Here is a 20,309-nt window from a genome sequence, read left to right as displayed (position 1 = left end):
ATCAGTGGCCGAGAATGTGAACCGCGGACGCGGCGTGATCGACGCCCGCGATGCCGCCGCCCGTGCATTGCGTAAGCGCGAGCGATGCGCCTTCGATCTGCCGTGCGCCCGCGCGGCCTTCGAGCTGCCACACGGCCTCGACCATCTGCGCGACGCCGGTCGCGCCGAGCGGATGCCCCTTCGCGAGCAGGCCGCCGCTCGGATTCACGGGCACGCGTCCGCCGAGCGCGGTCGCGCCGGAGCGCAGCAGTTCATGCGCTTCGCCACGCGGGCACAGCCCGAGCGCCTGGTAATAGATGAGTTCGGCGATGGTGAACGCGTCGTGTAGTTCGACCATGCTGAGATCGGAGGGCCGCACGCCGGCTTCGCGATAGGCGAGTTGCGCCGCGCGCGCCGTGATTTCGGCGGCCAGAATGTCTTCGAGGCCGGTTTCCTGCCGTCCCGACTGCACGACCGACGCGAGCACGCGCACCGGCTTCGCCCGCTGTTGCGGCTTCTTCGTGGTGAGCACGAGCGCGGCCGCGCCATCGACCGACGACGGGCAACATTGCAGCAGCGTCAGCGGATCGAAGACCATGCGCGAGTTCATGACTTCATCGACGGATGTTTCGCTCTTCGTTTGGGCGTACGGATTCAGCGCGCCATGACGACGGTTCTTCACCGCGACCCCGGCCAGCGTCTCCGGCGTCACGCCGAATTCGTGCAGATAACGGGTCGCGCGCATCGCGTAGACCGAGGGCAAGGTGAGACCGGCGCGCGCGTACATCGCGGTCATGTAGTCGTTGCGTTGCAGGGGCAACGCGCCGCCGCCCATCGAAGTCAGCTGCTCCGCGCCCAGCACGACGACCGTGTCGTAACGGCCCGCCTCCAGCGCGTGAATCGCGAGATGCACGGCGGACGCGCCGCTCGCGCAGGCGTTCTCGACGTTGTAGATCGCGGGGCCGGTCACGCCCGTGTCGCGCAACAGCACTTGCCCGAGCACCATGCCGCCGAACACGTTCGCGGCGTAGAACGCCTGAATCTCTTCGGGTGCGATCTCCGCGTCCGCGAGCGCGCCGGCGACAGCGCGTTGCGCGAGATCCTGCATCGGGCCCTCGTAGCGGCCGAAGGGCGTCATCGCGACACCGGCAATATAGATGGACGATTTCATCGGCGAGCTCCTTCTTCCAGCGGCTCGAATGCGTAGATCTCGCCGTCCTCGGTTTCGATCAGGCAGGCTTTCAACGCGTCGCCGATCGCGGGGCGGCGACCCGGCGGATACATCAGACGGCCGAAGATGCGCAAGCCTTCCGGGTAATCCGCGAAGCCGAGCGGCATCGGCGGCTTGCCGGTCTTCGGGCTCGGATGCATCACCGTGAAGCTGTAGAGCGCCGCGGTGCCGGCGAGCGCGACGAGTTCGGTCGCGTCGATGAGCGGCGAGGTCGGCGGCAGCGGCGGAAAGTACAGCGCGTCACGGCCGCGATGCCGGTACGCGAGCAGCACCACGCGCCCGTCCTCGATACGCCACGGAACATTGTTTTGCGTCTCTGTCATTGTCGATCCTTGTCGTTTGCGCTCAGACGCGCTCGAACACCGCAGCGAGCCCCTGGCCGCCGCCGATGCACATCGTCTCCAGGCCGTAGCGCGCGCCGCGCCGCGCCATTTCATGCAGCATCGTCGTCATGATGCGCACGCCGGTCGCGCCGATCGGATGGCCAAGCGAGATGCCCGAGCCGTTGACGTTCACGCGCGCGTCGCCTTCCATGCGCCATTCCCGCAGGCAGCTCAGCACCTGCACGGCGAAGGCTTCGTTGATCTCGATGAGGTCCATGTCGGCCAGCGTGAGGCCGACGCGCGGCAGCAGGCGCGCCACCGCCGGCACCGGGCCGATGCCCATGCGCAGCGGGTCGCAACCCGCCGCCGCCCAGCCGACGAAGCGGCCCATCGGCGCGCCGCCGTGCCGCGCGAGCCAGGCATCGGAAACGACGAGACATGCCGACGCCGCATCGTTCTGCTGACATGCGTTGCCCGCCGTCACCGTGCCGTCGCGCAGCAGCGCGCGGAGTTTGCTCATTTCGTCGAGGCTCGCGTCCTCGCGAATGCCTTCGTCGCGCGCGAACAGAACCGTTTCGCCCTTCTTGCGCGGCACGGGAACGGGCACCACCTCGGCATCGAAGCGTCCGTTGCGCCATGCATCGGCGGCGAGCTGATGACTGCGGGCCGCGAAGCGGTCGCTGGCCTCGCGCGTGATGTCGTAATCGCGCGCGAGATTCTCGGCGGTTTCCGCCGCGCCGCCCGCCATCACGCCATAACGGCTCACCGGCTGCGAGTTCACGCGGCCGCGATCGAGCCGGTCGTGCAGTGAGACATCGCCCAGACGCGAGCCCCAGCGCATCTTCGTGGTGTAGTACTCGATGTTGCTCATGCTCTCGACGCCCGCCACCAGCACGCAATCGGCGGCGCCGGTCTGCACTTGCAGCGCGGCGTCGATCACAGCCTGCAGGCCCGAACCGCAACGGCGGTCCACCGCGTATCCGGGCACGTGCTCAGGCATTCCCGCGAGCGACGCGGCATATCGGCCGATGCACGGCGCCTCGCTCGATTGATAGGACTGGGCGACGATCACTTCGTCGATCGAATCGGCCGGTGCGCCGGAGCGTTCGAGCACCGCGCGGATCACGTGCGCGGCGAGATCGGCGGCGGCGAGCGGCGCGAGCGAGCCGCCGAATCTGCCGACCGGCGTGCGAAGCGGAGCAACGATATAGGCATGTCCCATTGCAGGTCCCGAGTAGGTTCGATGGTCTTGCACGATGCGAACCAGTAGACCAGCGGCGCGAACGCACGCGCCCACCGCCGATGGGGGGCGTGCCAGCGCCATCGAAAAGCCATTGAAATGCCACCTATCGGCGGTGGGTTGCGCGTGGCGACGCGACGCGATACTGCCCTGCGACCCATCCAACCCCACGAGGACAGAAACCATGCCCACAGAAACCATTCGATTGCGCGAAGCGTCGCTCGTCATCGACGACGGCGTGGCCGAGTTCACGCACGAGCGCCCCGAATCGCGCAACGCGCTGTCGCTCGGCTTGCGCGCGGACTATGCCGAAATGCTCGATCACGTGGAACGCAATCGCGAGGTGCGTGCGCTGATCCTGACCGGCTCTGGCGGCAGCTTTTGCGCGGGCGGCGATCTCAAGTCGCTAAGAGAGGCGCGCGCGAATCCCGAGGCCGGCTCACCCGATGCGATCCGCCGCCGTCTCGCCGACGGTCATGTCTGGATGCAGCGGCTGCGCAACCTCGAAATGCCGGTGATCGCCGCCGTCGACGGTCCCGCCGTCGGCGCCGGATTTTCGATCGCGCTCGCCGCCGATTTCATGCTGGCGTCAACGCGCGCGATTTTCTGCATGTCGTTCGTCAAGGTGGGCCTGGTGCCGGATCTCGGCGCGGCGTATCTGCTGCCGCGCGTGATCGGGCTTTCGGCGGCGAAGGAACTGGCCATGACCGCGCGCCGCGTCGATGTGCAAGAGGCGAAGGCGCTCGGCATCGTGCACGCGATTCACGCGCCGGATGCATTGGCCGATGAATCGCGGCGCTTTGCGCGGCGCTTCATCGCCGGGCCGCGCGAGGCGCTCGGGCTCACGAAGCGTCTGCTCAATCAAAGCTTCGAGGCGCACTATGCGCCGCTCGCCGAATACGAAAGCGCGGCGCAGGCGGTGGCGTCGAGCGCGCGCTATCACGGCGCCGCGGTCGACGCATTTCTGGAAGGCCGCGCCGCGCCTTACGACTGGGAACGGTCAGGCCGCTGAGGGCCAGGGCGTGAATCAGGCGAGATCGCGCATGCGCTCCACGGCTTCATCGCGCCCGCTCACGCCCAGCTTCGCGTAGATGTTGGTGAGGTGCCACTTGACCGTCTCCGGCGAAAGCCCGAGCGTGCGCGCAATCTTCTTGGTCGAGAGCGCCTCGCCCAGCAGCCTCACCACTTCGACTTCACGCTCGCTCAGCGCCTTGATGCCGTCGCCGGCCGCGCGCCGCCGCGCCGTGCTCGTGCTTTGCGCGGGCGTGACGTGCGGCGGTCGCGGCTGCGCGCTCTGCAGCCGTTCGACGTAGAACGTCAGCACCGGATCGAAGGCTTCCTCGCGAGCCATCCCACCAATGAGATCGAGCACGGACGGATCGGCGTCGAGCATGCTGCGCATCAGCCCGAGCCGGTGCCCGATGCCGAGCGCCGCCACCACGTTCGCCCGCGCAGCCGATGCGCGGCCCATGCGCATGTCGACGACGGCGCGTTGCAGACGCAGTTTGGCGACGTATCCCTGCCGCCGATGCGTCTCGCACCAGGCAATCGTCTCGTCCAGCGCGAGTGCCGCCGGCTCGAAATCTCCCGTCGCGATATGCACGCGTATCGCAGCCGAACGCTCGGCGAAGCGCAAGCCGTCGAAGATCGGCGTGTCGGGCGCGGGCGTCGCATCCGCGAGCGCCCGCAGACGTTCGAGACACGCCTGTGCCACGCTGAATTCGTCGTTCGAGAGACGCCGGAACACCTGTGCCGCGAGACTCGCGCCGAGCACGCGGGGCAGCGCCGCCGACACGCCGTAGTCCTCGAGACGCTCCAGCCACGCGAACGCTTCCAGCCGATGCCCCGCCGCCCAGCGCGCGCCCGCGAGCACCAGCATGCCGCGCAGCACGACATCGGCGACGGCCACGCGTTCGATCATGTCCGCGCGGCGCTCGAGCAGTTCGCGCGCGGCATCGGCCTGATTCTGTTCATACAGCACTTCGCCCAGCAACGCCGCCGCGACGCACGCCGGCTGATTGCACGAGCGCCCGTGCCGCTCGGCCTCGCGCAGCACCGAGCGGTAGACGCGCTCCGCCTGATTCATCTGGCCTTCGAGCGCGTAGCTCAGGCCGATGAAGCAGCGGCCCATCAGCGTGCCCGCCGCCGTGCCGATCAATGCCGCGCCACCGCCCGTGCCGTGGCCGTGAGCCTGCTGGATCTCGCGCGCCTGCTCGAATTCGCCGCGCTGCATGTGGATCCATGACAGCACGTTGTGGCATCCGGCGACCGTGACCGCATCGGCCGATGGCGGCGGGTCGAGCAGCTTCGAGAGCAGCGCGGCCGCCGCGCTCGCGTCGTCACGCTGGATCGCGAGCGCCACGCGCAACACCAGCACCTTGAAACGGTCCGCCGCCGCCTGCGCGGGCAGGTCGGCGTCGAGCGCGTCGAGGCTCGCCGCGCATGCTTCGGATTCCATGTGGAAAAGCTGCTGCCGCGCCATCCAGATCCGCAGGTTCAGGCTCGATTGCACCTGAGCGAGCGGCAGTTGCCGCACCAGCGACGCGAGCGTGCGCATTTGCCCGTTCAGAAAGAGCGACTGCGCGCATTCTTCGATCAACGCGGCCGCGCGCGCGGGCTCGCCCGCCTTCAGCGCGTGATGCACCGCCTCGCCGAGATGTCCGTGCGCGAGAAACCACTGGCGCGCGCGCGCATGGACTTCGCGGCGCGTGCCGTCGCTCCAGCTTTCGAACCGTTCGAGCAGGGTATGACGCAACAGCGGATGCAGCCGATACCAGATTTCGTGCCCGGTCGCATTGAGCGGCGCGATGAAGAGATCGTCGTTTTCCAGGCGCGTGAGCAGTTGCGCGGTGCGCGCGTGATCGGTTTCGTTCCGCTCGAAGAGCGCCGTGCACAGCGAAGCGCAAAAACGGTCGCACGCCGCCGCGCGCGTGAGCAGGTCGAGTTCGGCGGGCGCGAGCTTCGACAGGACCTCGCGCTCGAAATACAGCGCGAAAGTGCGCGCGTCGCGCACCTGTTCCTGAATCGTGAGGTCGATCGCGCCGGATGTGGGCGCGCGGCGCTTCTTCTTCAGACCGAGCGAGAAGAGTTGCAGGCCGGAGACCCAGCCGTCCGTGAGATCGTTCAGACGCCGCGCGCTCGCGGCATCGACTTCGCCGAGTTGCGCCTTGAGAAATCTCTCCGCTTCGTCCGCTGAAAAGCGCAGGTCGCTCAGGTTCAGTTCGATCGTCTGATCCTGCGCGCGCAGGCGATCCATAGAAAGCGGAATCGGACCGCGCGACGCGAACGCGACATGCAGGTTGTCCGGCGCGTAGTCGAGCAGCCATTGCAGCGCTTCGAGGATGCGTGCATCGGTGAGGCAGTGCAGATCGTCGAGCGCGATCACCAGCTCGCGCCGATGCTCGACGATGCCCCGCAACAACGCGATGATCGCCCGCTCCATGTCCTCCTGGCCGCGCCCCAGGCCCTGCAGCAGAACGGCGTCGCGGGCGATGGCCGGCTCGACTCTTGCGACGCTCGCGAGCAGATAGTCGAGCCAGACGCTCGGTTCGTTGTCGGCGGCGTCGAGCGAGAGCCACGCGACGTCGTAGCCGAACGGCGCGAGCGCGCGGCACCACGCGACGAGCGTCGTGGTCTTGCCGTAGCCGGCCGGACTCTGGAGTACGAAGCAACGGCGACGGCGCTCAGCGAGCATGCGCGAGAGCAGACGCTCGCGCGCCGCGATGCGCCGGGTGCTGCACGGCACCGCCAGCTTGCTGCTGACGAGCGGCTTGAGCGCTGCCGCGTCCAGGCCTTCAGACGATTGTTCAGGACTCGATGACATACCGGAGCTCCGCCTCCTGATTTTTCACGACGAGGCTGCGAGCTTTCATCGCGACGAAAATCCCATACCTTCTCGCATGCGGACCGATTCCGCAAGCGGGGACTTACGGCTATTCAGGCTTCGAAGCCCAGACCGCACGCGCGCATGCGAGCGACGTCCGGCTCGCCGAAGCCCCAGTCCGCGAGCGCGGCCAGGCCATGTTCGCCGCGACCCGGCGCGCGCGCGCCCACCGCGGAAGGCGTCGCAGAGAAACGCGGTGCCGGCGCCGGCACCACCGCACCCTCGACTTCGACGAAGCTGCCGCGCGCAACGTGATGCGGATGCGCCGGCGCCTCGGAAAAGCTCAGGACCGGCGCGACGCAGGCGTCGCTGCCTTCGAAGATGCGGCACCATTCGTCGCGGGTGCGCGTCGCGAACGCCGCCGCGAAACGCTCGCGCAGTTGCGGCCAGCCATGGCGATCGTGTTGATTCGGCAGATTAGCGGCGGCAAGGCCCAGTTTCTCGAGCAGTTCGGCGTAGAAACGCCCTTCCACCGCGCCGACCGCCATGTACTGGCCGTCCTGCGTGCGATAGCTGTCGTACCACGGCGTGCCGCCGTCGAGCAGATTGCTTTCGCGGGTTTCGCGCCAGTTGCCCGCGGCGATTTGCCCCCAGACGATCGACGCGAGCTGCGCCGCGCCTTCGGTCATCGCGGCATCGACGACCTGACCGTCACCGCCGCGCTGCACGTGACACAGCGCCGCCACGACGCCCAGCGCGAGCAGCATGCCGCCGCCGCCATAGTCGCCGACGAGATTGAGCGGCGGAACCGGCGCCTCGCCCGCGCGGCCGATGCCGGACAGCACACCGGAAAGCGCGATGTAGTTCAGGTCATGGCCGGCGCGCGCCGCGAACGGGCCGGTCTGCCCCAAGCCGGTCATGCGGCCGTACACGAGTTTCGGGTTGCGCGCGAGCGCGGCGTCGGGACCGAGCCCGAGGCGCTCCATGATGCCCGGCCTGAATCCTTCGATCACGACATCCGCGCGCGACATGAGATCCAGCGCGGCTTCGACGGCTCGCGGCTGCTTGAGATCCAGCGTCACCGAGCGACGGCCGCGTCCGGTCAGATCGAAGCGCTTGCCCGCCTGCTTCGGGCCGAGGTCGTCGGCCGCGACGGGACGGTCGATGCGCAGCACGTCCGCGCCCATGTCGGCGAGCAGCATCGCGCCGAACGGGCCCGGTCCGATCGCTTCGAATTCCAGCACACGAATTCCGCTCAGCACTCCCATTCTGTGTCTCCTGTCGTTTGACTGGACACGATAATGCTGAACGGAGTGGCCGGACCCACCGGGAAAGGGTGGTTTTGTGTGACACGCTCAGCTTCGCGGACCGTAGTCAAGCTTCGGATACCAGTCCGTGCCACGTCCCTCGGGCGTCATGTCGAGCACGGTCCAGAGCGGCATCGGGTCGGGCGCGCCACGCGGATCCTCGCCGGGATCGGCCGTCGCGAAATCCATTTCGCCACTCCAGAAATGCCGGATTACGCCGTCGCGCTTCGTGAATACGTTGAGCGCGGGCTCGTCGCCGCCTTCCTTCGAGATCGCGTGATAGTCGCGGCTGAACTCGCCGCTCGTGTCCGAAAAGAGCCGCAGATCGCGCCAGCCGCGTTCCTGCTTGAACGCCACGAGCCGCGCGAGCGGCGAGCGCGCGATCACTGCCAGCGCCACGCGCTGTTCGATATCGCGCGCCTCGCCCTCCCACGCCGACAGCAGCGACGTGCACATCGGACACGGCCGCTCGCGTTGCGGCCCGAACATGTAGCTATACGTGACGAGCGTGTCCTTGTCGCCGAACAGGCCGGCGAAATCGACCGCGCCGCGTTCACCTTCGAAACGATAGTCACCCGTCACTTCACCGCCGGGCGGCAACGCGCGCCGCATCCGCGCGACGCGCTCGATGTGCCGCCGCAACTCGATCTCTTCGGCCAGCAGCGCGATGCGCGCCTGACGATATTCGGCGCTTTCGTTCGGAAAGGTCATGGTGGCGCGTTGCGCGAGTTCCGCGGCGGGAACGGTGTTCGATGCAGACGTCATGAGTCGTCTCCTCGTCGATGAAGGAAGGTCAGTCGCGATCGGGCGCGCCCAGCGGAAAGAGCGACCGGTAAGGCCGCGCCTCGTCGACGGCGCGCGCGAACGATGGCCGCGCGAGCAGACGCTTGCGATACGCGAGCACGTTCGGATACGCGTCGCCGATGCGATGCGTCCAGTCGGCATAGAACAGAAACGGCGCGGCGCCGCAATCGGCGAGACTGAAGGTGTCGCCTGCCGCCCATTCGCGCGTGGCCATCTTGCGCTCGAGGAACGCGTACGAGGTGTCGAGCATCGCGCGGGCGTCGGCGACACCGCGGGCGTCGCGTTCGTTCGGATTGCGCATCGCGTCGAACACGATCTTCTGCTGCGGCGTCGACAGATAGTTGTCGAAGAAGCGGTCCATCCAGCGGACTTCGAGCGCGGCGCGCGGATCCTCGGGGACGAGGCGCACCGGACCCGGGTGATACAGCCCCAGATATTCGACGATCACCGTCGCCTCCATCACCGGCCGGCCATCGTCGACGAGCACGGGGAAGCGTTTCATCGGCCAGATTTCGATGAGTTCGCGCATGGCGTCCGGCGTCTCGGGCGTCAGCGCGCGCCACTCGAACGGCGTGGCGTTCTCGTAAAGCGCGACCAGCGCCTTCTGACAGTATGAGGAAAACGGGTGTGCGTAGAGTTGCAGGCTCATCGGATGTCTCCGGTTGTCAGTGATATGCGGAACGCGGAAGCGAGGATCATCCGGCGATTCCTCGCGCCCCTGCTTGCCATGACGAACGGTAACTGCGCAAATCGACAGCAGATTGGACAAATTTTGTTGTGCAGCGCGGCGTCTACGTTTTCGATTTGCTAACGTGCGCGATTCCGCCGCATGCGAACATCATGACGCACGACAACAAGATCACCATCGCCGTCGCGGACGATCGCCCCGTCGTACTCCGCGGCCTGCAAAGCTGGCTCGAATCGGATGCGCGTTTCAGGGTGCTGTCGTGCGCGCGCAACGCGCAACAGTTGCTCGCGTGCCTGAGCAGCGCCGGGTGCGATCTGATCGTCCTGGGTTGCAGCGTGGAAGCAGCAAGCGCGGATGACTTCGCTCTCCTGCGCGAATTGCGCCACGCGTATCCCGAGACGCCCGTCATTGCGCTCACGGACGAAACTCGCGCGGTCGCGCTCGCGCAGATTCAACGTAACGGCGCTGCGGGACTCCTTTCCTCGCATGACAAGGCGCACGCCTTCGAGCGCGTGTGCGACCGGGTGCTGTCCGGCGCCAGGAACGTCGTTTCACCTTGCATCGCGGCCTCGCTCTCCGCAACGACTTCGGACGACCCGGCTGAGGAATCGGGCCGTGTCAATCCCGGCCCGGACTACAGCGGTGCTCGCGTGAGCGTCACGCAGTTCGTCGCTCGGGCGCTCGACGATACGGACACCTGCAGTAGTCGATCTTCGAACTGTTTTCCTGCCTGAACGCAGGACGTCGCTTCCCGCTCGTCTCGAGCTTCCAGCCGCCGTCCAGCCATCAGGCAGACGGTGCGCGCCGCAGTAACTTCCCTCGTGTACCCGATTCGTTGACGCCAGTGTGGCGCTGACGCGTGCTCGCGTCCGTCATCCTGCGTCCCGTCGCGCTTCCTGGCCCATACCCGGCCGGATGTGCGCGCCCATGCGCGTTTGTCCGTATTCATTTGACCGACAAGGAGCCGTTATGCCCGACAGCGACTGTTGTCCCACAGACCCGACAAGCCCGATAGGTCCGCGATCACGCGCGTCGTCATAGCACAACCCGGATAACTAGCGCAAGTCCGTGGCGCGTCTTCCGTGCTCCGGCTTGCGGAGCAACGCGCCGCGCCCGGCGCACGGAGAACATCATGAACTTCCTCCTTCTGTCGCAACTGCCACGCGTCGACGAATCGCGCAATCACTACGACGCCTTGCTTCATCTCGATGAACGCGAAGCGCGTGTCGGCGCGTTCCGTCGTTTCTTTCGTGGGATCGCCGCGTTGCTGCGCCGCGCCTGAAGCGCGTTTTCACGCCATCGACATCTGCGCGTGAGATGCTCGCCGGTTTATTTCGCAACAGGCTTCGTCATTGCCCCGATGAGCGTCGATTTCGCCCTGCGCCTCTTGGCCGCATTCGCTTGCGGTGTCGCAATTGGATTCGAGCGGCAACTGCGCCAGCGCACGGCCGGCTTGCGCACCATCACGCTCGTCACGAGTGGTGCGTGTCTGTTCGTCACGCTCGGCATGCTGACGGGCAATGGCCAGTCTGGGGCGACCCAGATCGCTGCGTATGTGGTATCGGGTGTCGGCTTCCTCGGCGGAGGAGTCATCATGCGTGACAAGGGGTCGATCCAGGGCATCAACACGGCAGCGACGCTTTGGTGCTCCGCGGCCGTCGGCGTGCTCTGCGGCACGGGGCACTATGGCCCGGCATTCGCAGGCACGGGCGTCGTTCTCGTTACCAATACGCTGTTGCGCGAGCTGAGCCGTGTCATAAATGCGACGCCCGTTTCCAGCGCCGACCTGGTGCGCGAATACGCTCTGACGGTGATCGGGCGTCAGGAGGATGAAATCCACATACGTACGCTGCTCTCGAATGCAATGGAATCGCAGCCCCTGTCCTTTCTCAATCTGACGAGTGAGGATACCGACGGAGAGACTCCCCGAATTAAGGTTACGGCGACGGTGCGCATGCATCCGAAAGATCAGGCGAAGCTCGAACGTATGGCGAGCCGCATGAGCATGGAGCGCGGCGTATCGAGCATAAGCTGGTCAGCAGCGGAAGTCGAAAGCGCGCCGGAGTGATCCTGGTTTTCATCGCCGTGCTGTCTCACGGGGTTGCTTGTACCAGCCGGTCGGCTTTGCGCCGGCTTTGGCGGTTCCATATAGTCAACTTCGGCGATCAGGTTTTGAGTTGAATGCGCTTGAACGGCCCGGCGAGCAGCCCGTACGCGAACATCGCTGCAATGCCGTGCGCGCCGACGAACCACAGCGCGCGGTCAAAAGAGCCCGTGCTCGCGACGACATAGCCGATGACGATCGGCGTGACGATGCCCGCCGTGTTGCCGATGCCGTTGAACACGCCGCCCGAGAGCCCCGTCATTTCACGTGGGGCGACATCCGAAAGCACGGCCCAGCCGATCGCGGCAAGCCCCTTGCCGAAGAATGCCAGCGACATGATGACGACAATCGCCGTATTGGTCGTCGCGAACGGCGCGGCCATGATCGCGGTCGCGAGCAGCATGCCGAGCATGAACGGCGTCTTGCGTGCGAGCGACATCGACACACCGCGACGAATCAGAAAGTCCGACAGCAGACCGCCGAGAATGCCGCCTGAAAATCCGCAGATGGCGGGCAGCGCGGCGACGAAGCCGACGGTCATCACGTTCATGCCGCGCTCCTTGATCAGATAGATCGGGAACCAGGTGATGAAGAAGTATGTGAGCGCCGTGATGCAGTACTGGCCGATATAGATCGACCACAGCATGCGGCTCGTGAACAGCGTCGATATTTCGCGGCGCGTGAAGCGGCGCCGTGTGGTCGCGACACTCGCATCGAGACTGACGAGCGCGCCATTGCCCGCGATGTAGTCGTATTCGGCCCGGCTCATGCGTTTGTGCGACTTCGGATCGTCCATCACGGCGAACCACACTACCGCGACAACGATGCCCAGGCCGCCCATGAAGAAGAACACATGATGCCAGCCGAGCGCATGCGTGAGCCACGCCATCAGGGGCGTGAAGAGCACCACCGCGAGATATTGCGCCGAGTTGAACAGCGCGCTCGCGGTGCCGCGCTCGTTGGTCGGAAACCACGTCGCCACGACGCGGGCGTTGGCCGGAAACGCCGGCGATTCGACGAGCCCGAGCATGAAGCGCATGACGAAGAGCGCGGCCGTCGCGGAGGCTGCCGTCGAGAATACCGACACCGAGCCCTGACTCAGCGTGAAGATCGACCAGAGAGCGATACTCGCGCCGTACACGCGTTTCGCGCCGTATCGGTCGAGCAGCCATCCGCCCGGAATCTGGCCGATCGCGTACGCCCAGCCGAACGCCGAAAACACGATGCCGAGCGCGGACGCGGACAAGCCCAGATCCTTCGACACGAACGTGCCCGCGATCGAGAGCGTGGCGCGGTCCGCGTAGTTGAGGACCGTTACGAAGAAGATCAGCGCGAGGATGCAGTAACGGAAGCGTCCGACGCGGGCCAGGCTGGCGCTCGCCGCGGACGTGGCGATATCGAGGTTCTTCAAGGTGTCTCCTCCCAAGTCTTGTCGGGATGGTTATGGTTCGGGCGATGCCGGGTCAGGGCGTGACGCTGGTCTCTGGCCTCTCGCCCGCAAAGCTGGCGGCGAGACTCGCGAGCACGATCTCGCCCATGGCGGCGCGCGTCTGCACGGTCGCGCTCGCGCGATGCGGCTGCAGCACGACGTTTTTCAGCGTGAAAAGCTCGGCGGGCACGTTGGGCTCGTCGACGAACACGTCCAGGCCCGCTCCCGCGATGCGCTTTTCCAGCAGCGCGCGCACGAGGTCCGCCTCGTTGACGAGCCTGCCGCGCGCGACGTTGATGAGATAACCGTCCGGGCCGAGCGCATCGAGCACGGCTGCATCGACGATGCCTTCCGCGTCGTCCGCCGATGCAGCGAGAATCAGCGCCTCGGATTCACGCGCGAGGTCGCGCAGATCGGCGACGAAGCGATAGCGCAAAGCGGGGATTTCGCGCAGATCCGTGTAGGCGATCGGACAGCCGAACGCCGACGCACGCGCCGCGATCGCGCGTCCCACGCGCCCCAGCCCGACGATGCCCACCTTCATGCCGCTGAACTTGCGCGCGAGCGGCAGACCGCTCTTGCCCCACTCGCCGTCGCGCACGTACGAATCGCCGACGCACAGGCCGCGGCACGCCGAGATCAGCAGGCCGATGGCGAGATCGGCGACGTCGTCGGTGAGCACGCCCGGCGTCGTCGATACGTGGATGCCGCGCGCGCGGGCATGCGCGAGATCGACCGCGTCGGTGCCGATGCCGTTGATCGCGACGATCTTCAGCGACGGCAGCGCATCCATCAGCTCGTTGCTGATCCCGGTCGCGCCGCCCGTCACCACGCCACCGATGCGGTCCGCGACCTCGTGCAGGAAAGCGGTCTTGTCGGCGTGCTCGTAATAGCGATGCACCGCGTAGCGCGCCCTCAGTTCGCGGTCGAGCGACGGGAGCACGGGATTGATCAGCAGCACGTCGGACATTCTGTTTCCTCGAAGAAGGTCGGCTTATCTCGGAAGTCAGTATATTCAGGCGATCGATTGAGGTCTAAGCTATATTCCGCATCGATCAATACCTAAATTGACATGATCATCGAGCTGAATCAACTGCGCTGTTTCGTAGCCGTCGCGGAGGAATTGCACTTCGGGCGTGCCGCCGCGCGGCTCTTCATGACGCAGCCGCCGCTCTCGCGACAGATCCAGTTGCTCGAACAGGCGCTCGATCTCGTGCTGTTCGAGCGCAACAGCCGCAGCGTCAAGTTGACCGCTGCAGGCAAGACGTATTACGAAGACGCCGTGCGGATCTTGCGACTGTCGACGCAGGCCGCGGATTCGGCGCGGCGCGTGGCGCGCGGCGATGCCGGTCAGGTGATCATGGGCTTCACGGCCGTGTCGGGCTATCACCTGATGCCGGGTCTCATCGCGGCGGCGCGGGACGAATTGCCGGGCATCCGGGTCGTGCTCAAGGAGATGGTGTCGTTACAGCAGGTGAAGGCTCTGGAATCGCGCGAGATCGACCTCGGCATCATGCGCGCGCAGTTCTTCATGCGCGGCATGGAATTTCAGCGTATCGCTCGCGAGCCGTTGCAGCTCGCGATACCGGCCGGGCATCCGCTGGCGAAGCGCCGCGCAATCGCCGCGAAGGATCTCGACGGCCTGCCCTTCGTCATGTATTCGCACGACGGCGGGAAGTACTTCCACGATCGCATCGCGGGACTCTTCGCGGCGAGCGGCGTGCAGACGGATCATGTGCAGTACATCGACCAGACGCACACCATCGTGGCGCTGGTCCGCGCGGGCATCGGCGTGGCGATCGTGCCCGCGTCGGCACGCGAACTGTGCTTCGCCGAAGTCGTATTCCGGCCGCTGTGGACAAAGGAGGCACACGCGGACATCGACCTCGTGTGGAGCGAGGAGCAGACGAATCCGGCGGTAGAGAAAGTGCGGCGCTTCGCGATCGAACATTTCGCGCGGCTAGAGAAGCACGCGCCGAAGAAGTCGTGAAAGCCTGACAAGACGCCCGCCGGCGCGCGGTCAGCAGTTTCTTCGACTTCGTTTCCTGGACGATCTTCCGACCACGGCGGACAAGAAGATTGCGCATGTTTATTCTCCGCAGGCACTTACAAAAAGTTACAAGTGGTATAGAATCTGCATGTTCAATGCATTGCGCATCTGAACAACGGTTGCGCGCGCGGCCGCTCCTGTCATTCGCACTACAAAAAATATTCTAAAATCTATAAAGACCACATGAAAAAAGCAGTCCGCCTGGTTTCTGCGATCGCAGCATTGTCGTCGCTCGCGGCATGCGTTGCTCCGCTTCCTCCTGTATTGAATGCCAATGGCAAGCCGTATCGGTTCGTCAAGCCTATGCTGAGTCCCGCGGATCGAGATAACGGGATTTATGTACTGATCGAAAAGAATATTGCTGACGGTCATTATCGTTTGCTCAACGTTTCGCCCTCAAGGCAGCCGATTCAAAATGAACGCCAGGAGCGCATCGTTTTCAATCGCTCCCGCACTCAGTATGCTCCGGACTTTACGCAGCGTGATTTCCACACTTACACGGACCGTGCGTTCTACAACACCGAAACGGTCGTGATGAATTGCGATCAACACAGTAGAGCAAAACTGTCCCAATACAGCCCCTGCAGCAGTTTCTTTGGGCATGTCTTCGTGCCGACGGGCGTCGCAAAGGTCTATGTCGCTGGTCAGATGAGTTACGAAGCCCATCGAAGATGGGAAGATCCGCAGACGAATCTTCTTCGCGTCGTTGAAGACCCGGAGATGGCGCTTCGTGAGGCCGGAGCGTTCGAGCAGGTCACTCAGTTCAAGCTGCAGTAAGACATCATCTTTCCTTGAAAGCTAAGCGGGCAGGCGACGCGCCTGTCTCGCTTGTCTCGCTTGTCTCCGGCCGGCTCACACTCCAACTTCGCACCTCGCATGAAAGCATCCAAGTGGCTTCTCGTATTGCTCGCAACCGTTGTTCCGTCCTTATATGCCTTTGCAGACGATGCCGCATCATCTCCAAAACCCGCGGCGACGCTTGAGAAGAATAATTCGTGGAGTTTCAGCAGTAGCGACCGCGCCCCGACGAAATTCGTCTACGTGGTTATTCGTAAGAATGGAAATCACTGGGATGTCGAACGCGTGACGGATCGCAGGCCTACGCTGAATCGAAACGACGAAGCCGAACCGTTTCTCGTGAGCAGTGACTTCCAGCAGTGGACGAATTACTTCAGTGACAACATCATCAACTGCAATTCGTTCGAAGCCGAGGAAACCAGCGAGAAAACCGTCTGCACCAGCGCTTTCAGAGGCAACAAGGTTGCCATGCAAGTCTTCCGGATCCTGTTTGGAAATAATCCCAACGCCGGAAAAACGCCGGTGGGTTATGACGTCGACAAAACGACCGCAGCCATTCAGAGTATCCGCCCGGAACAGGCGACGCAAAAACTCGATGCGTTCGAACACGGCGAAGTCAATTAACGTGTAAGAAATACCAAAGACCAATAGATCGAACCGGAGAACGAATGAAAGCAAAATTTGGGCTGGTCCTGGGGTTGGCATCATTGAGCGGAATGAGTCAAGAATCCGCGACTGCGGCAACGGGGGATGCGGCGAAAAATGTGGCGGTCGTAGCTGCTCCTGCGCAGCCTGCCAGAACAGTTTCGGTTTCGGCGCCGGTTGCAACACTGGACACGCCGGAGCCTCTGGCGAATGCGGTCAACAACGTGGCGTTCGCAGCTACTCCGTCGCAGCCCGCCAGCAGTGCAGCAGCGATGGCTGCGCTGCCCGAGGGCGTGGTGACGGAATCGAATCCGATGAAGTTGGCATATATCGCCCGGACGTCTAAAGAGGCGGCGTTCTTTCGGCCGAGCCCGAACATGCCCGAGATCGTCAACGAAGAAATGTTGCGCGGTTATGCTGAAGGCGGCAAGGCGGTCAAGCACGTAGTCACCGGCTACATCGGCTACATGCCGAAACTCAAAGTGCTGCCGTGCCCGGTCGGTTGCGAAGGAGAGGCCTACGAGAAGGCGGTGGCCCAGTTCATTGATGGCTACGAGGGCGATGGGGGTATCTTCCGGCATCGCGGCGAAATGATCGTCCAAGTTCGATGGTTCCATGCGCGCCCGTGGTATGCCCGCGCGGTTCCTGTCTACGGTACCGACTACTTTGGTGTCGAATTCATGCTCGAAGGCAAGGTAGTTTCCATCGGCAAACAATCATTGGTGGCCAAAGCGCACACGCAAAATGCCAGCGAGCTTGCTCACGACGTCGGCGCGCGCATTGGAATCGAGTTGATGAACTCTCTGGCGCTCGGCGCGAAGCCCGACTATCTTGACGCCGCCAATAACGTGGGCAAGGGATTCGCGGGCGCCATCGGCAACGTAAATGATGCAATCGGCAGTGCTCTCGGCGGGGAGGATGTGCGCGCGCGGATCGAGCCGGCCACCGACGCCAACAACAATCTGTTGCCCGCTATTGACGGGATCGGGCCGAACGAAATCGAACCCATCACCGCGATGCATTACATTTACTACACGAAGTTTTGACGAAGAGCCAGAGGCGCACCCGTTGCGCCACTGCGAGCCGTCAGGTTCGGAAGAACTCGCGAGGCTTTCTGATGAGCCGAATCGTGCATTACAGATCAGTACGCTTCTCAACGATGCGCAGATCCTGGCTATGAAGAGACGCGGAAGCGCTCTTCCTCCTTCTGAGTTTTCGCTTGAGCAAAGCGCTTCTCGCCCATCTCAGCTACATCCGTTTCGGGTGACTGTACCCGACCCACAACAGCCCATCAATTCGGCGCGATGTCAGTGGCCGATCGCCAAGGCACAGCGGCTGTTCGCGTATGAGAGGACGACATTTTCCGCCTCACGCAAAGCTGCGTGCTGCCGCTAAACCTGACTTCTCCCCGTGTAAGCGTCGCGCCATATCTCTTTGCGCAGTTGGGCCGGGTGACCGAACCCGAACCCCATCAGCCGGCCGCGACAGCACAACCTGTAAGCGCCGAAATAAAACCCGCCTGATCGCCAAAGCAAATTTCAATTAAAGCCGACTTAGACTGATATGGATCAATCGGCCTTGACAACTTCGAGCACTCAATAGGTTTCCTGCCCGTCATGGGCAGGTCTCCGCCCCACGGGATCCGTAACGCCAATTGGAGAACGACATCATGGAAAACAGGACAAGTGGCAGTTTTCTTTTCCGCATTATTCTTATGGCACTATGCTTGATAGGAACATCCGTTTTTTTATTCCCTACGAGTAGTCGCGCGCAGTCACCAGAGTCCGTCAAGCAAGCCATGGCTTTGCTTAAGAGTAAGACGGCGGAATTGGGCGGACCGGTCGTAAAAGGCGAGGACTCCGTTGCCGGAAAGCAGGTGCCGGCGTTGTACTTTGGTGGAACGAAGATGAATAACAACTTCGCCGTGGTCGATGAGGTTAAGCAGGCTATGGGCGGCACTGCATCGTTGTTCGTGAAAAGCGGCGATGACTTCGTCCGTGTGGCAACAAACGTGCAGAAAGCCGACGGATCGAGAGCCATCGGGACTGTCCTCGATCCGAAGGGCAAGGCAATTGCCGCCATTCGCAGCGGCAGTGCCTACTATGGTGATGCTGACATTCTCGGCAAACCCTATGTGACTGGCTATGATCCTATACGCGATTCTAGCGGGACCGTCATCGGTATCTACTACGTAGGCTATCCGAAAGCGCAGTGAGCGCACGCTAAGCGTCATGCTTCGCGGTGCTACGAAGAGTCCCAACGTGAGCAAGCGCTTGACGGAACGAGCCGCGCGCAGACATTTCGGGCGGCTCGTTCCGTCGAAAGCGCAGACCTGCAGCGGAGGCTCAATTTAATTGAATGGCCGCTTCCTGTTTGCAATCGATGCCTGAATCTCGGAGCAACGGTACGAGCGAATGCCGCTTCCTGGCCGGGTTGAGGCGGAGCCACCGGCAATTTGCTAGCCGGAAACCAGCCATTAAGCGATTGCGGACGAGACCTTGGCTATTCCAACTGCATGGCGACCTCGACCGGCGGTTCATGGCCGGCAGGACGGCGTTCGACTGGGGCATAGACGTCTTTCGCATCTTGATGGCGCTGTATGCGGACGCGGCAGGCAAGCAGACACGTTCGACCGATACGCCATCGGACACATTGAAAGATGTGGATGCGGCGGCATCGGCGGCGCAGGCGTTCAAAGCGAAGCATCGACTGAGTCTGTCGTCGGGCGGCGAGAAGCAAGGCTGGTTACCACCGAGAGACTTTGCGCGGTGGAACGCGCGATCCGCGGCAGCGATGACTTTGGCCCGCGTGTCTTCATCGGTCCGGAAGCGCGCCATGTCGATGCTCACCATTGCCTCGAACTCCACGCCTCCTGCCGTGCGCGTCACCGTCTGCGAATCGACAGGGAACGGCTTCGGCCAGATCTTTCGCGCAGGCGCTTTCGTGTCCCGCAACCTCGAAGCGGTCGCCTAGCGGGTAACGAAAAAGACCGAACACCACGTCGTTCGAACGCCCCCCAGTTGGCTTGACCTTGGCTTCGCGCGCTACATTTCCACATTGGTCCGCTTTAAGTGCTTGGACAATGCGGTCGCCTTCGCTCTCAACGCTGTCTGCCTTACCAGAATCGAACGACACTGCAATGTTTGCGTGAGCATCGAGTTCGCTTCTGTCCATTCCGTTGAAATCTGTGTCGCCGCCGACCATCCCGATAGCGTAATACTGGCCGTTGTCTCGGTTCAAGCACGGGTCCTCCGGACTGACTGGTGTGACTTGACAAGCGTGTGCTTGAAATCCGTACGTATGCATTCCTATCAGCCGACAACTCAAATCACCGTACAAAACGGAGAGGTCGGTCATGTCGCGTGTTTTCTCCGCAGGAAAGCCGGCAGTAATCACTGGCCGGTTCTTCATGAACTTTACGTCTATCTGAAAAAGTGGCAAGAAGCCGACATCGTTGCCGACCGGCTGAACGAGGCGAATAACCGCCCAATCGTTGTTCGCCGACTCATTGTTGTGGCGATAGTCGCCTCTGGCCACGACCGTTCCAGAAACAAATGGCATTGAGAAGGGCTTCTCTTTGTCGCCTGTCTGGCCTACGGAGAAGGTTATAGCGCTTCGGTCTGCCCATTTCGGATTGGATACGACGTGTGCGTTCGTAAGGACATGGCACGCGTCAGCAAGAAAGCCCGTTGCCACCGAATACGACTTCTTTTCGTCCTGCAGATATCTTGAAGTACAAGAGCGACTCCGGAAACGAGGTCAGCACGGTTCTACGGGGTGAGCGATCTTTTGTTGGAAAGTATATTGAGCTGGCGGCCTCAAATCTGAAGTGCAACACCTGTTTCGTATAAGGTGTTGCGATGCACGAAAGAACTCAGTATCAACAGC

At 63.5% G+C, this 20,309-nt stretch carries 19 protein-coding genes and 1 pseudogene; 9 read left to right on the top strand and 11 right to left on the bottom strand.

What is annotated here, in order from left to right:
• Position 1: 1 nt before the first annotated feature.
• From AWB79_RS28590 to AWB79_RS28580, 3 genes are read right to left on the bottom strand one after another with little or no spacing between them, the layout of a single operon-like run.
• The gene (locus tag AWB79_RS28590; protein WP_061170826.1) at positions 2-1,150 is read right to left on the bottom strand and encodes a thiolase family protein; all 1,149 of its coding nucleotides are present in this window, start codon (positions 1,148-1,150) and stop codon (positions 2-4) included.
• The gene (locus tag AWB79_RS28585) at positions 1,147-1,533 is read right to left on the bottom strand and encodes a Zn-ribbon domain-containing OB-fold protein (RefSeq protein ID WP_061170825.1); all 387 of its coding nucleotides are present in this window, start codon (positions 1,531-1,533) and stop codon (positions 1,147-1,149) included. Before AWB79_RS28585 ends, AWB79_RS28590 begins: the two co-directional genes overlap by 4 nt.
• 22 nt (positions 1,534-1,555) lie before the next feature.
• Positions 1,556-2,755, bottom strand: coding sequence for an acetyl-CoA C-acetyltransferase (locus AWB79_RS28580; protein WP_061170824.1), 1,200 nt, complete (start codon positions 2,753-2,755; stop codon positions 1,556-1,558).
• Positions 2,756-2,957: 202 nt separating this feature from the next.
• Here AWB79_RS28580 and AWB79_RS28575 point away from each other — a divergent pair, with 202 nt between their 5' ends.
• Complete coding sequence (locus AWB79_RS28575) at positions 2,958-3,785, top strand: enoyl-CoA hydratase/isomerase family protein (protein ID WP_061170823.1); 828 nt, start codon at positions 2,958-2,960, stop codon at positions 3,783-3,785.
• A gap of 15 nt (positions 3,786-3,800) precedes the next feature.
• Here AWB79_RS28575 and AWB79_RS28570 read toward each other — a convergent pair whose 3' ends face one another.
• The 4 genes from AWB79_RS28570 to AWB79_RS28555 all read right to left on the bottom strand — a co-directional run bounded on the left by AWB79_RS28570 (position 3,801) and on the right by AWB79_RS28555 (position 9,356).
• Entirely contained in the window at positions 3,801-6,596 is a 2,796-nt protein-coding gene (locus AWB79_RS28570; protein ID WP_063963563.1) for a winged helix-turn-helix domain-containing protein, read from the bottom strand.
• A 113-nt stretch (positions 6,597-6,709) separates the two neighbouring features.
• Positions 6,710-7,864: a CaiB/BaiF CoA transferase family protein gene (locus AWB79_RS28565; protein ID WP_061170822.1), complete on the bottom strand. Its 1,155-nt coding sequence runs from the start codon at positions 7,862-7,864 to the stop codon at positions 6,710-6,712.
• An 87-nt stretch (positions 7,865-7,951) separates the two neighbouring features.
• Complete coding sequence (locus AWB79_RS28560; RefSeq protein WP_061170821.1) at positions 7,952-8,668, bottom strand: DUF899 family protein; 717 nt, start codon at positions 8,666-8,668, stop codon at positions 7,952-7,954.
• Between the two features lie 28 nt (positions 8,669-8,696).
• A complete protein-coding gene (locus tag AWB79_RS28555) occupies positions 8,697-9,356 on the bottom strand; it encodes a glutathione S-transferase family protein (protein WP_061170820.1) in 660 nt (219 codons plus the stop codon).
• A 191-nt stretch (positions 9,357-9,547) separates the two neighbouring features.
• Here AWB79_RS28555 and AWB79_RS28550 point away from each other — a divergent pair, with 191 nt between their 5' ends.
• From AWB79_RS28550 to AWB79_RS28545, 3 genes are all read left to right on the top strand, one after another.
• Complete coding sequence (locus AWB79_RS28550; RefSeq protein ID WP_061170899.1) at positions 9,548-10,129, top strand: response regulator; 582 nt, start codon at positions 9,548-9,550, stop codon at positions 10,127-10,129.
• Positions 10,130-10,527: 398 nt separating this feature from the next.
• The gene (locus AWB79_RS40185) at positions 10,528-10,677 is read left to right on the top strand and encodes a hypothetical protein (RefSeq protein ID WP_198399119.1); all 150 of its coding nucleotides are present in this window, start codon (positions 10,528-10,530) and stop codon (positions 10,675-10,677) included.
• Between the two features lie 78 nt (positions 10,678-10,755).
• Entirely contained in the window at positions 10,756-11,463 is a 708-nt protein-coding gene (locus tag AWB79_RS28545; RefSeq protein ID WP_061170819.1) for an MgtC/SapB family protein, read from the top strand.
• Positions 11,464-11,560: 97 nt separating this feature from the next.
• On the opposite strand, the gene AWB79_RS28540 is transcribed toward AWB79_RS28545, so the two are convergent.
• Both AWB79_RS28540 and AWB79_RS28535 read right to left on the bottom strand, forming a co-directional pair.
• Entirely contained in the window at positions 11,561-12,910 is a 1,350-nt protein-coding gene (locus tag AWB79_RS28540; RefSeq protein ID WP_061170818.1) for an MFS transporter, read from the bottom strand.
• A 52-nt stretch (positions 12,911-12,962) separates the two neighbouring features.
• Positions 12,963-13,898, bottom strand: a complete 936-nt coding sequence (locus AWB79_RS28535; RefSeq protein ID WP_061170817.1) for a 2-hydroxyacid dehydrogenase — start codon at positions 13,896-13,898, stop codon at positions 12,963-12,965.
• A gap of 102 nt (positions 13,899-14,000) precedes the next feature.
• Here AWB79_RS28535 and AWB79_RS28530 point away from each other — a divergent pair, with 102 nt between their 5' ends.
• The 5 genes from AWB79_RS28530 to AWB79_RS28510 all read left to right on the top strand — a co-directional run bounded on the left by AWB79_RS28530 (position 14,001) and on the right by AWB79_RS28510 (position 18,636).
• Positions 14,001-14,918: a LysR family transcriptional regulator gene (locus AWB79_RS28530; protein ID WP_061170816.1), complete on the top strand. Its 918-nt coding sequence runs from the start codon at positions 14,001-14,003 to the stop codon at positions 14,916-14,918.
• Between the two features lie 243 nt (positions 14,919-15,161).
• Positions 15,162-15,755, top strand: coding sequence for a hypothetical protein (locus AWB79_RS28525; RefSeq protein WP_232471055.1), 594 nt, complete (start codon positions 15,162-15,164; stop codon positions 15,753-15,755).
• A 99-nt stretch (positions 15,756-15,854) separates the two neighbouring features.
• Positions 15,855-16,400, top strand: a complete 546-nt coding sequence (locus AWB79_RS39755; protein ID WP_157695874.1) for a hypothetical protein — start codon at positions 15,855-15,857, stop codon at positions 16,398-16,400.
• Between the two features lie 44 nt (positions 16,401-16,444).
• The gene (locus tag AWB79_RS28515) at positions 16,445-17,467 is read left to right on the top strand and encodes a hypothetical protein (protein WP_157695873.1); all 1,023 of its coding nucleotides are present in this window, start codon (positions 16,445-16,447) and stop codon (positions 17,465-17,467) included.
• 623 nt (positions 17,468-18,090) lie between these two features.
• Positions 18,091-18,636 carry a Cache 3/Cache 2 fusion domain-containing protein gene (locus AWB79_RS28510; protein WP_061170812.1) on the top strand — a complete coding sequence of 182 codons (546 nt, stop codon included), beginning with the start codon at positions 18,091-18,093 and terminating at the stop codon, positions 18,634-18,636.
• Between the two features lie 130 nt (positions 18,637-18,766).
• Here AWB79_RS28510 and AWB79_RS41085 read toward each other — a convergent pair whose 3' ends face one another.
• Both AWB79_RS41085 and AWB79_RS41080 read right to left on the bottom strand, forming a co-directional pair.
• Complete coding sequence (locus tag AWB79_RS41085; protein WP_198399118.1) at positions 18,767-19,273, bottom strand: hypothetical protein; 507 nt, start codon at positions 19,271-19,273, stop codon at positions 18,767-18,769.
• A gap of 565 nt (positions 19,274-19,838) precedes the next feature.
• Positions 19,839-20,117 (bottom strand): annotated as a pseudogene (locus tag AWB79_RS41080) (trypsin-like serine peptidase); the annotation flags it as partial.
• Positions 20,118-20,309: the final 192 nt, after the last annotated feature.

This window comes from Caballeronia hypogeia (assembly GCF_001544875.2).
In the GTDB taxonomy this organism is placed as follows: Bacteria; Pseudomonadota; Gammaproteobacteria; order Burkholderiales; family Burkholderiaceae; genus Caballeronia; species Caballeronia hypogeia.
This window is presented reverse-complemented; position numbering and strand designations above follow the sequence as displayed.

Coding starts and splice junctions, on each gene's coding strand:
- AWB79_RS28545 (WP_061170819.1), top strand. CDS start 10,756: ATGAGCGTCGATTTCGCCCTGCGCCTCTTGGCCGCATTCGCTTGCGGT.
- AWB79_RS40185 (WP_198399119.1), top strand. CDS start 10,528: ATGAACTTCCTCCTTCTGTCGCAACTGCCACGCGTCGACGAATCGCGC.
- AWB79_RS39755 (WP_157695874.1), top strand. CDS start 15,855: ATGAAAGCATCCAAGTGGCTTCTCGTATTGCTCGCAACCGTTGTTCCG.
- AWB79_RS28580 (WP_061170824.1), bottom strand. CDS start 2,755: ATGGGACATGCCTATATCGTTGCTCCGCTTCGCACGCCGGTCGGCAGA.
- AWB79_RS28560 (WP_061170821.1), bottom strand. CDS start 8,668: ATGACGTCTGCATCGAACACCGTTCCCGCCGCGGAACTCGCGCAACGC.
- AWB79_RS28535 (WP_061170817.1), bottom strand. CDS start 13,898: ATGTCCGACGTGCTGCTGATCAATCCCGTGCTCCCGTCGCTCGACCGC.
- AWB79_RS28585 (WP_061170825.1), bottom strand. CDS start 1,533: ATGACAGAGACGCAAAACAATGTTCCGTGGCGTATCGAGGACGGGCGC.
- AWB79_RS28590 (WP_061170826.1), bottom strand. CDS start 1,150: ATGAAATCGTCCATCTATATTGCCGGTGTCGCGATGACGCCCTTCGGC.
- AWB79_RS28570 (WP_063963563.1), bottom strand. CDS start 6,596: ATGTCATCGAGTCCTGAACAATCGTCTGAAGGCCTGGACGCGGCAGCG.
- AWB79_RS28515 (WP_157695873.1), top strand. CDS start 16,445: ATGAAAGCAAAATTTGGGCTGGTCCTGGGGTTGGCATCATTGAGCGGA.
- AWB79_RS41085 (WP_198399118.1), bottom strand. CDS start 19,273: ATGGTGAGCATCGACATGGCGCGCTTCCGGACCGATGAAGACACGCGG.
- AWB79_RS28550 (WP_061170899.1), top strand. CDS start 9,548: ATGACGCACGACAACAAGATCACCATCGCCGTCGCGGACGATCGCCCC.
- AWB79_RS28510 (WP_061170812.1), top strand. CDS start 18,091: ATGGAAAACAGGACAAGTGGCAGTTTTCTTTTCCGCATTATTCTTATG.
- AWB79_RS28530 (WP_061170816.1), top strand. CDS start 14,001: ATGATCATCGAGCTGAATCAACTGCGCTGTTTCGTAGCCGTCGCGGAG.
- AWB79_RS28525 (WP_232471055.1), top strand. CDS start 15,162: ATGAAAAAAGCAGTCCGCCTGGTTTCTGCGATCGCAGCATTGTCGTCG.
- AWB79_RS28575 (WP_061170823.1), top strand. CDS start 2,958: ATGCCCACAGAAACCATTCGATTGCGCGAAGCGTCGCTCGTCATCGAC.
- AWB79_RS28565 (WP_061170822.1), bottom strand. CDS start 7,864: ATGGGAGTGCTGAGCGGAATTCGTGTGCTGGAATTCGAAGCGATCGGA.
- AWB79_RS28555 (WP_061170820.1), bottom strand. CDS start 9,356: ATGAGCCTGCAACTCTACGCACACCCGTTTTCCTCATACTGTCAGAAG.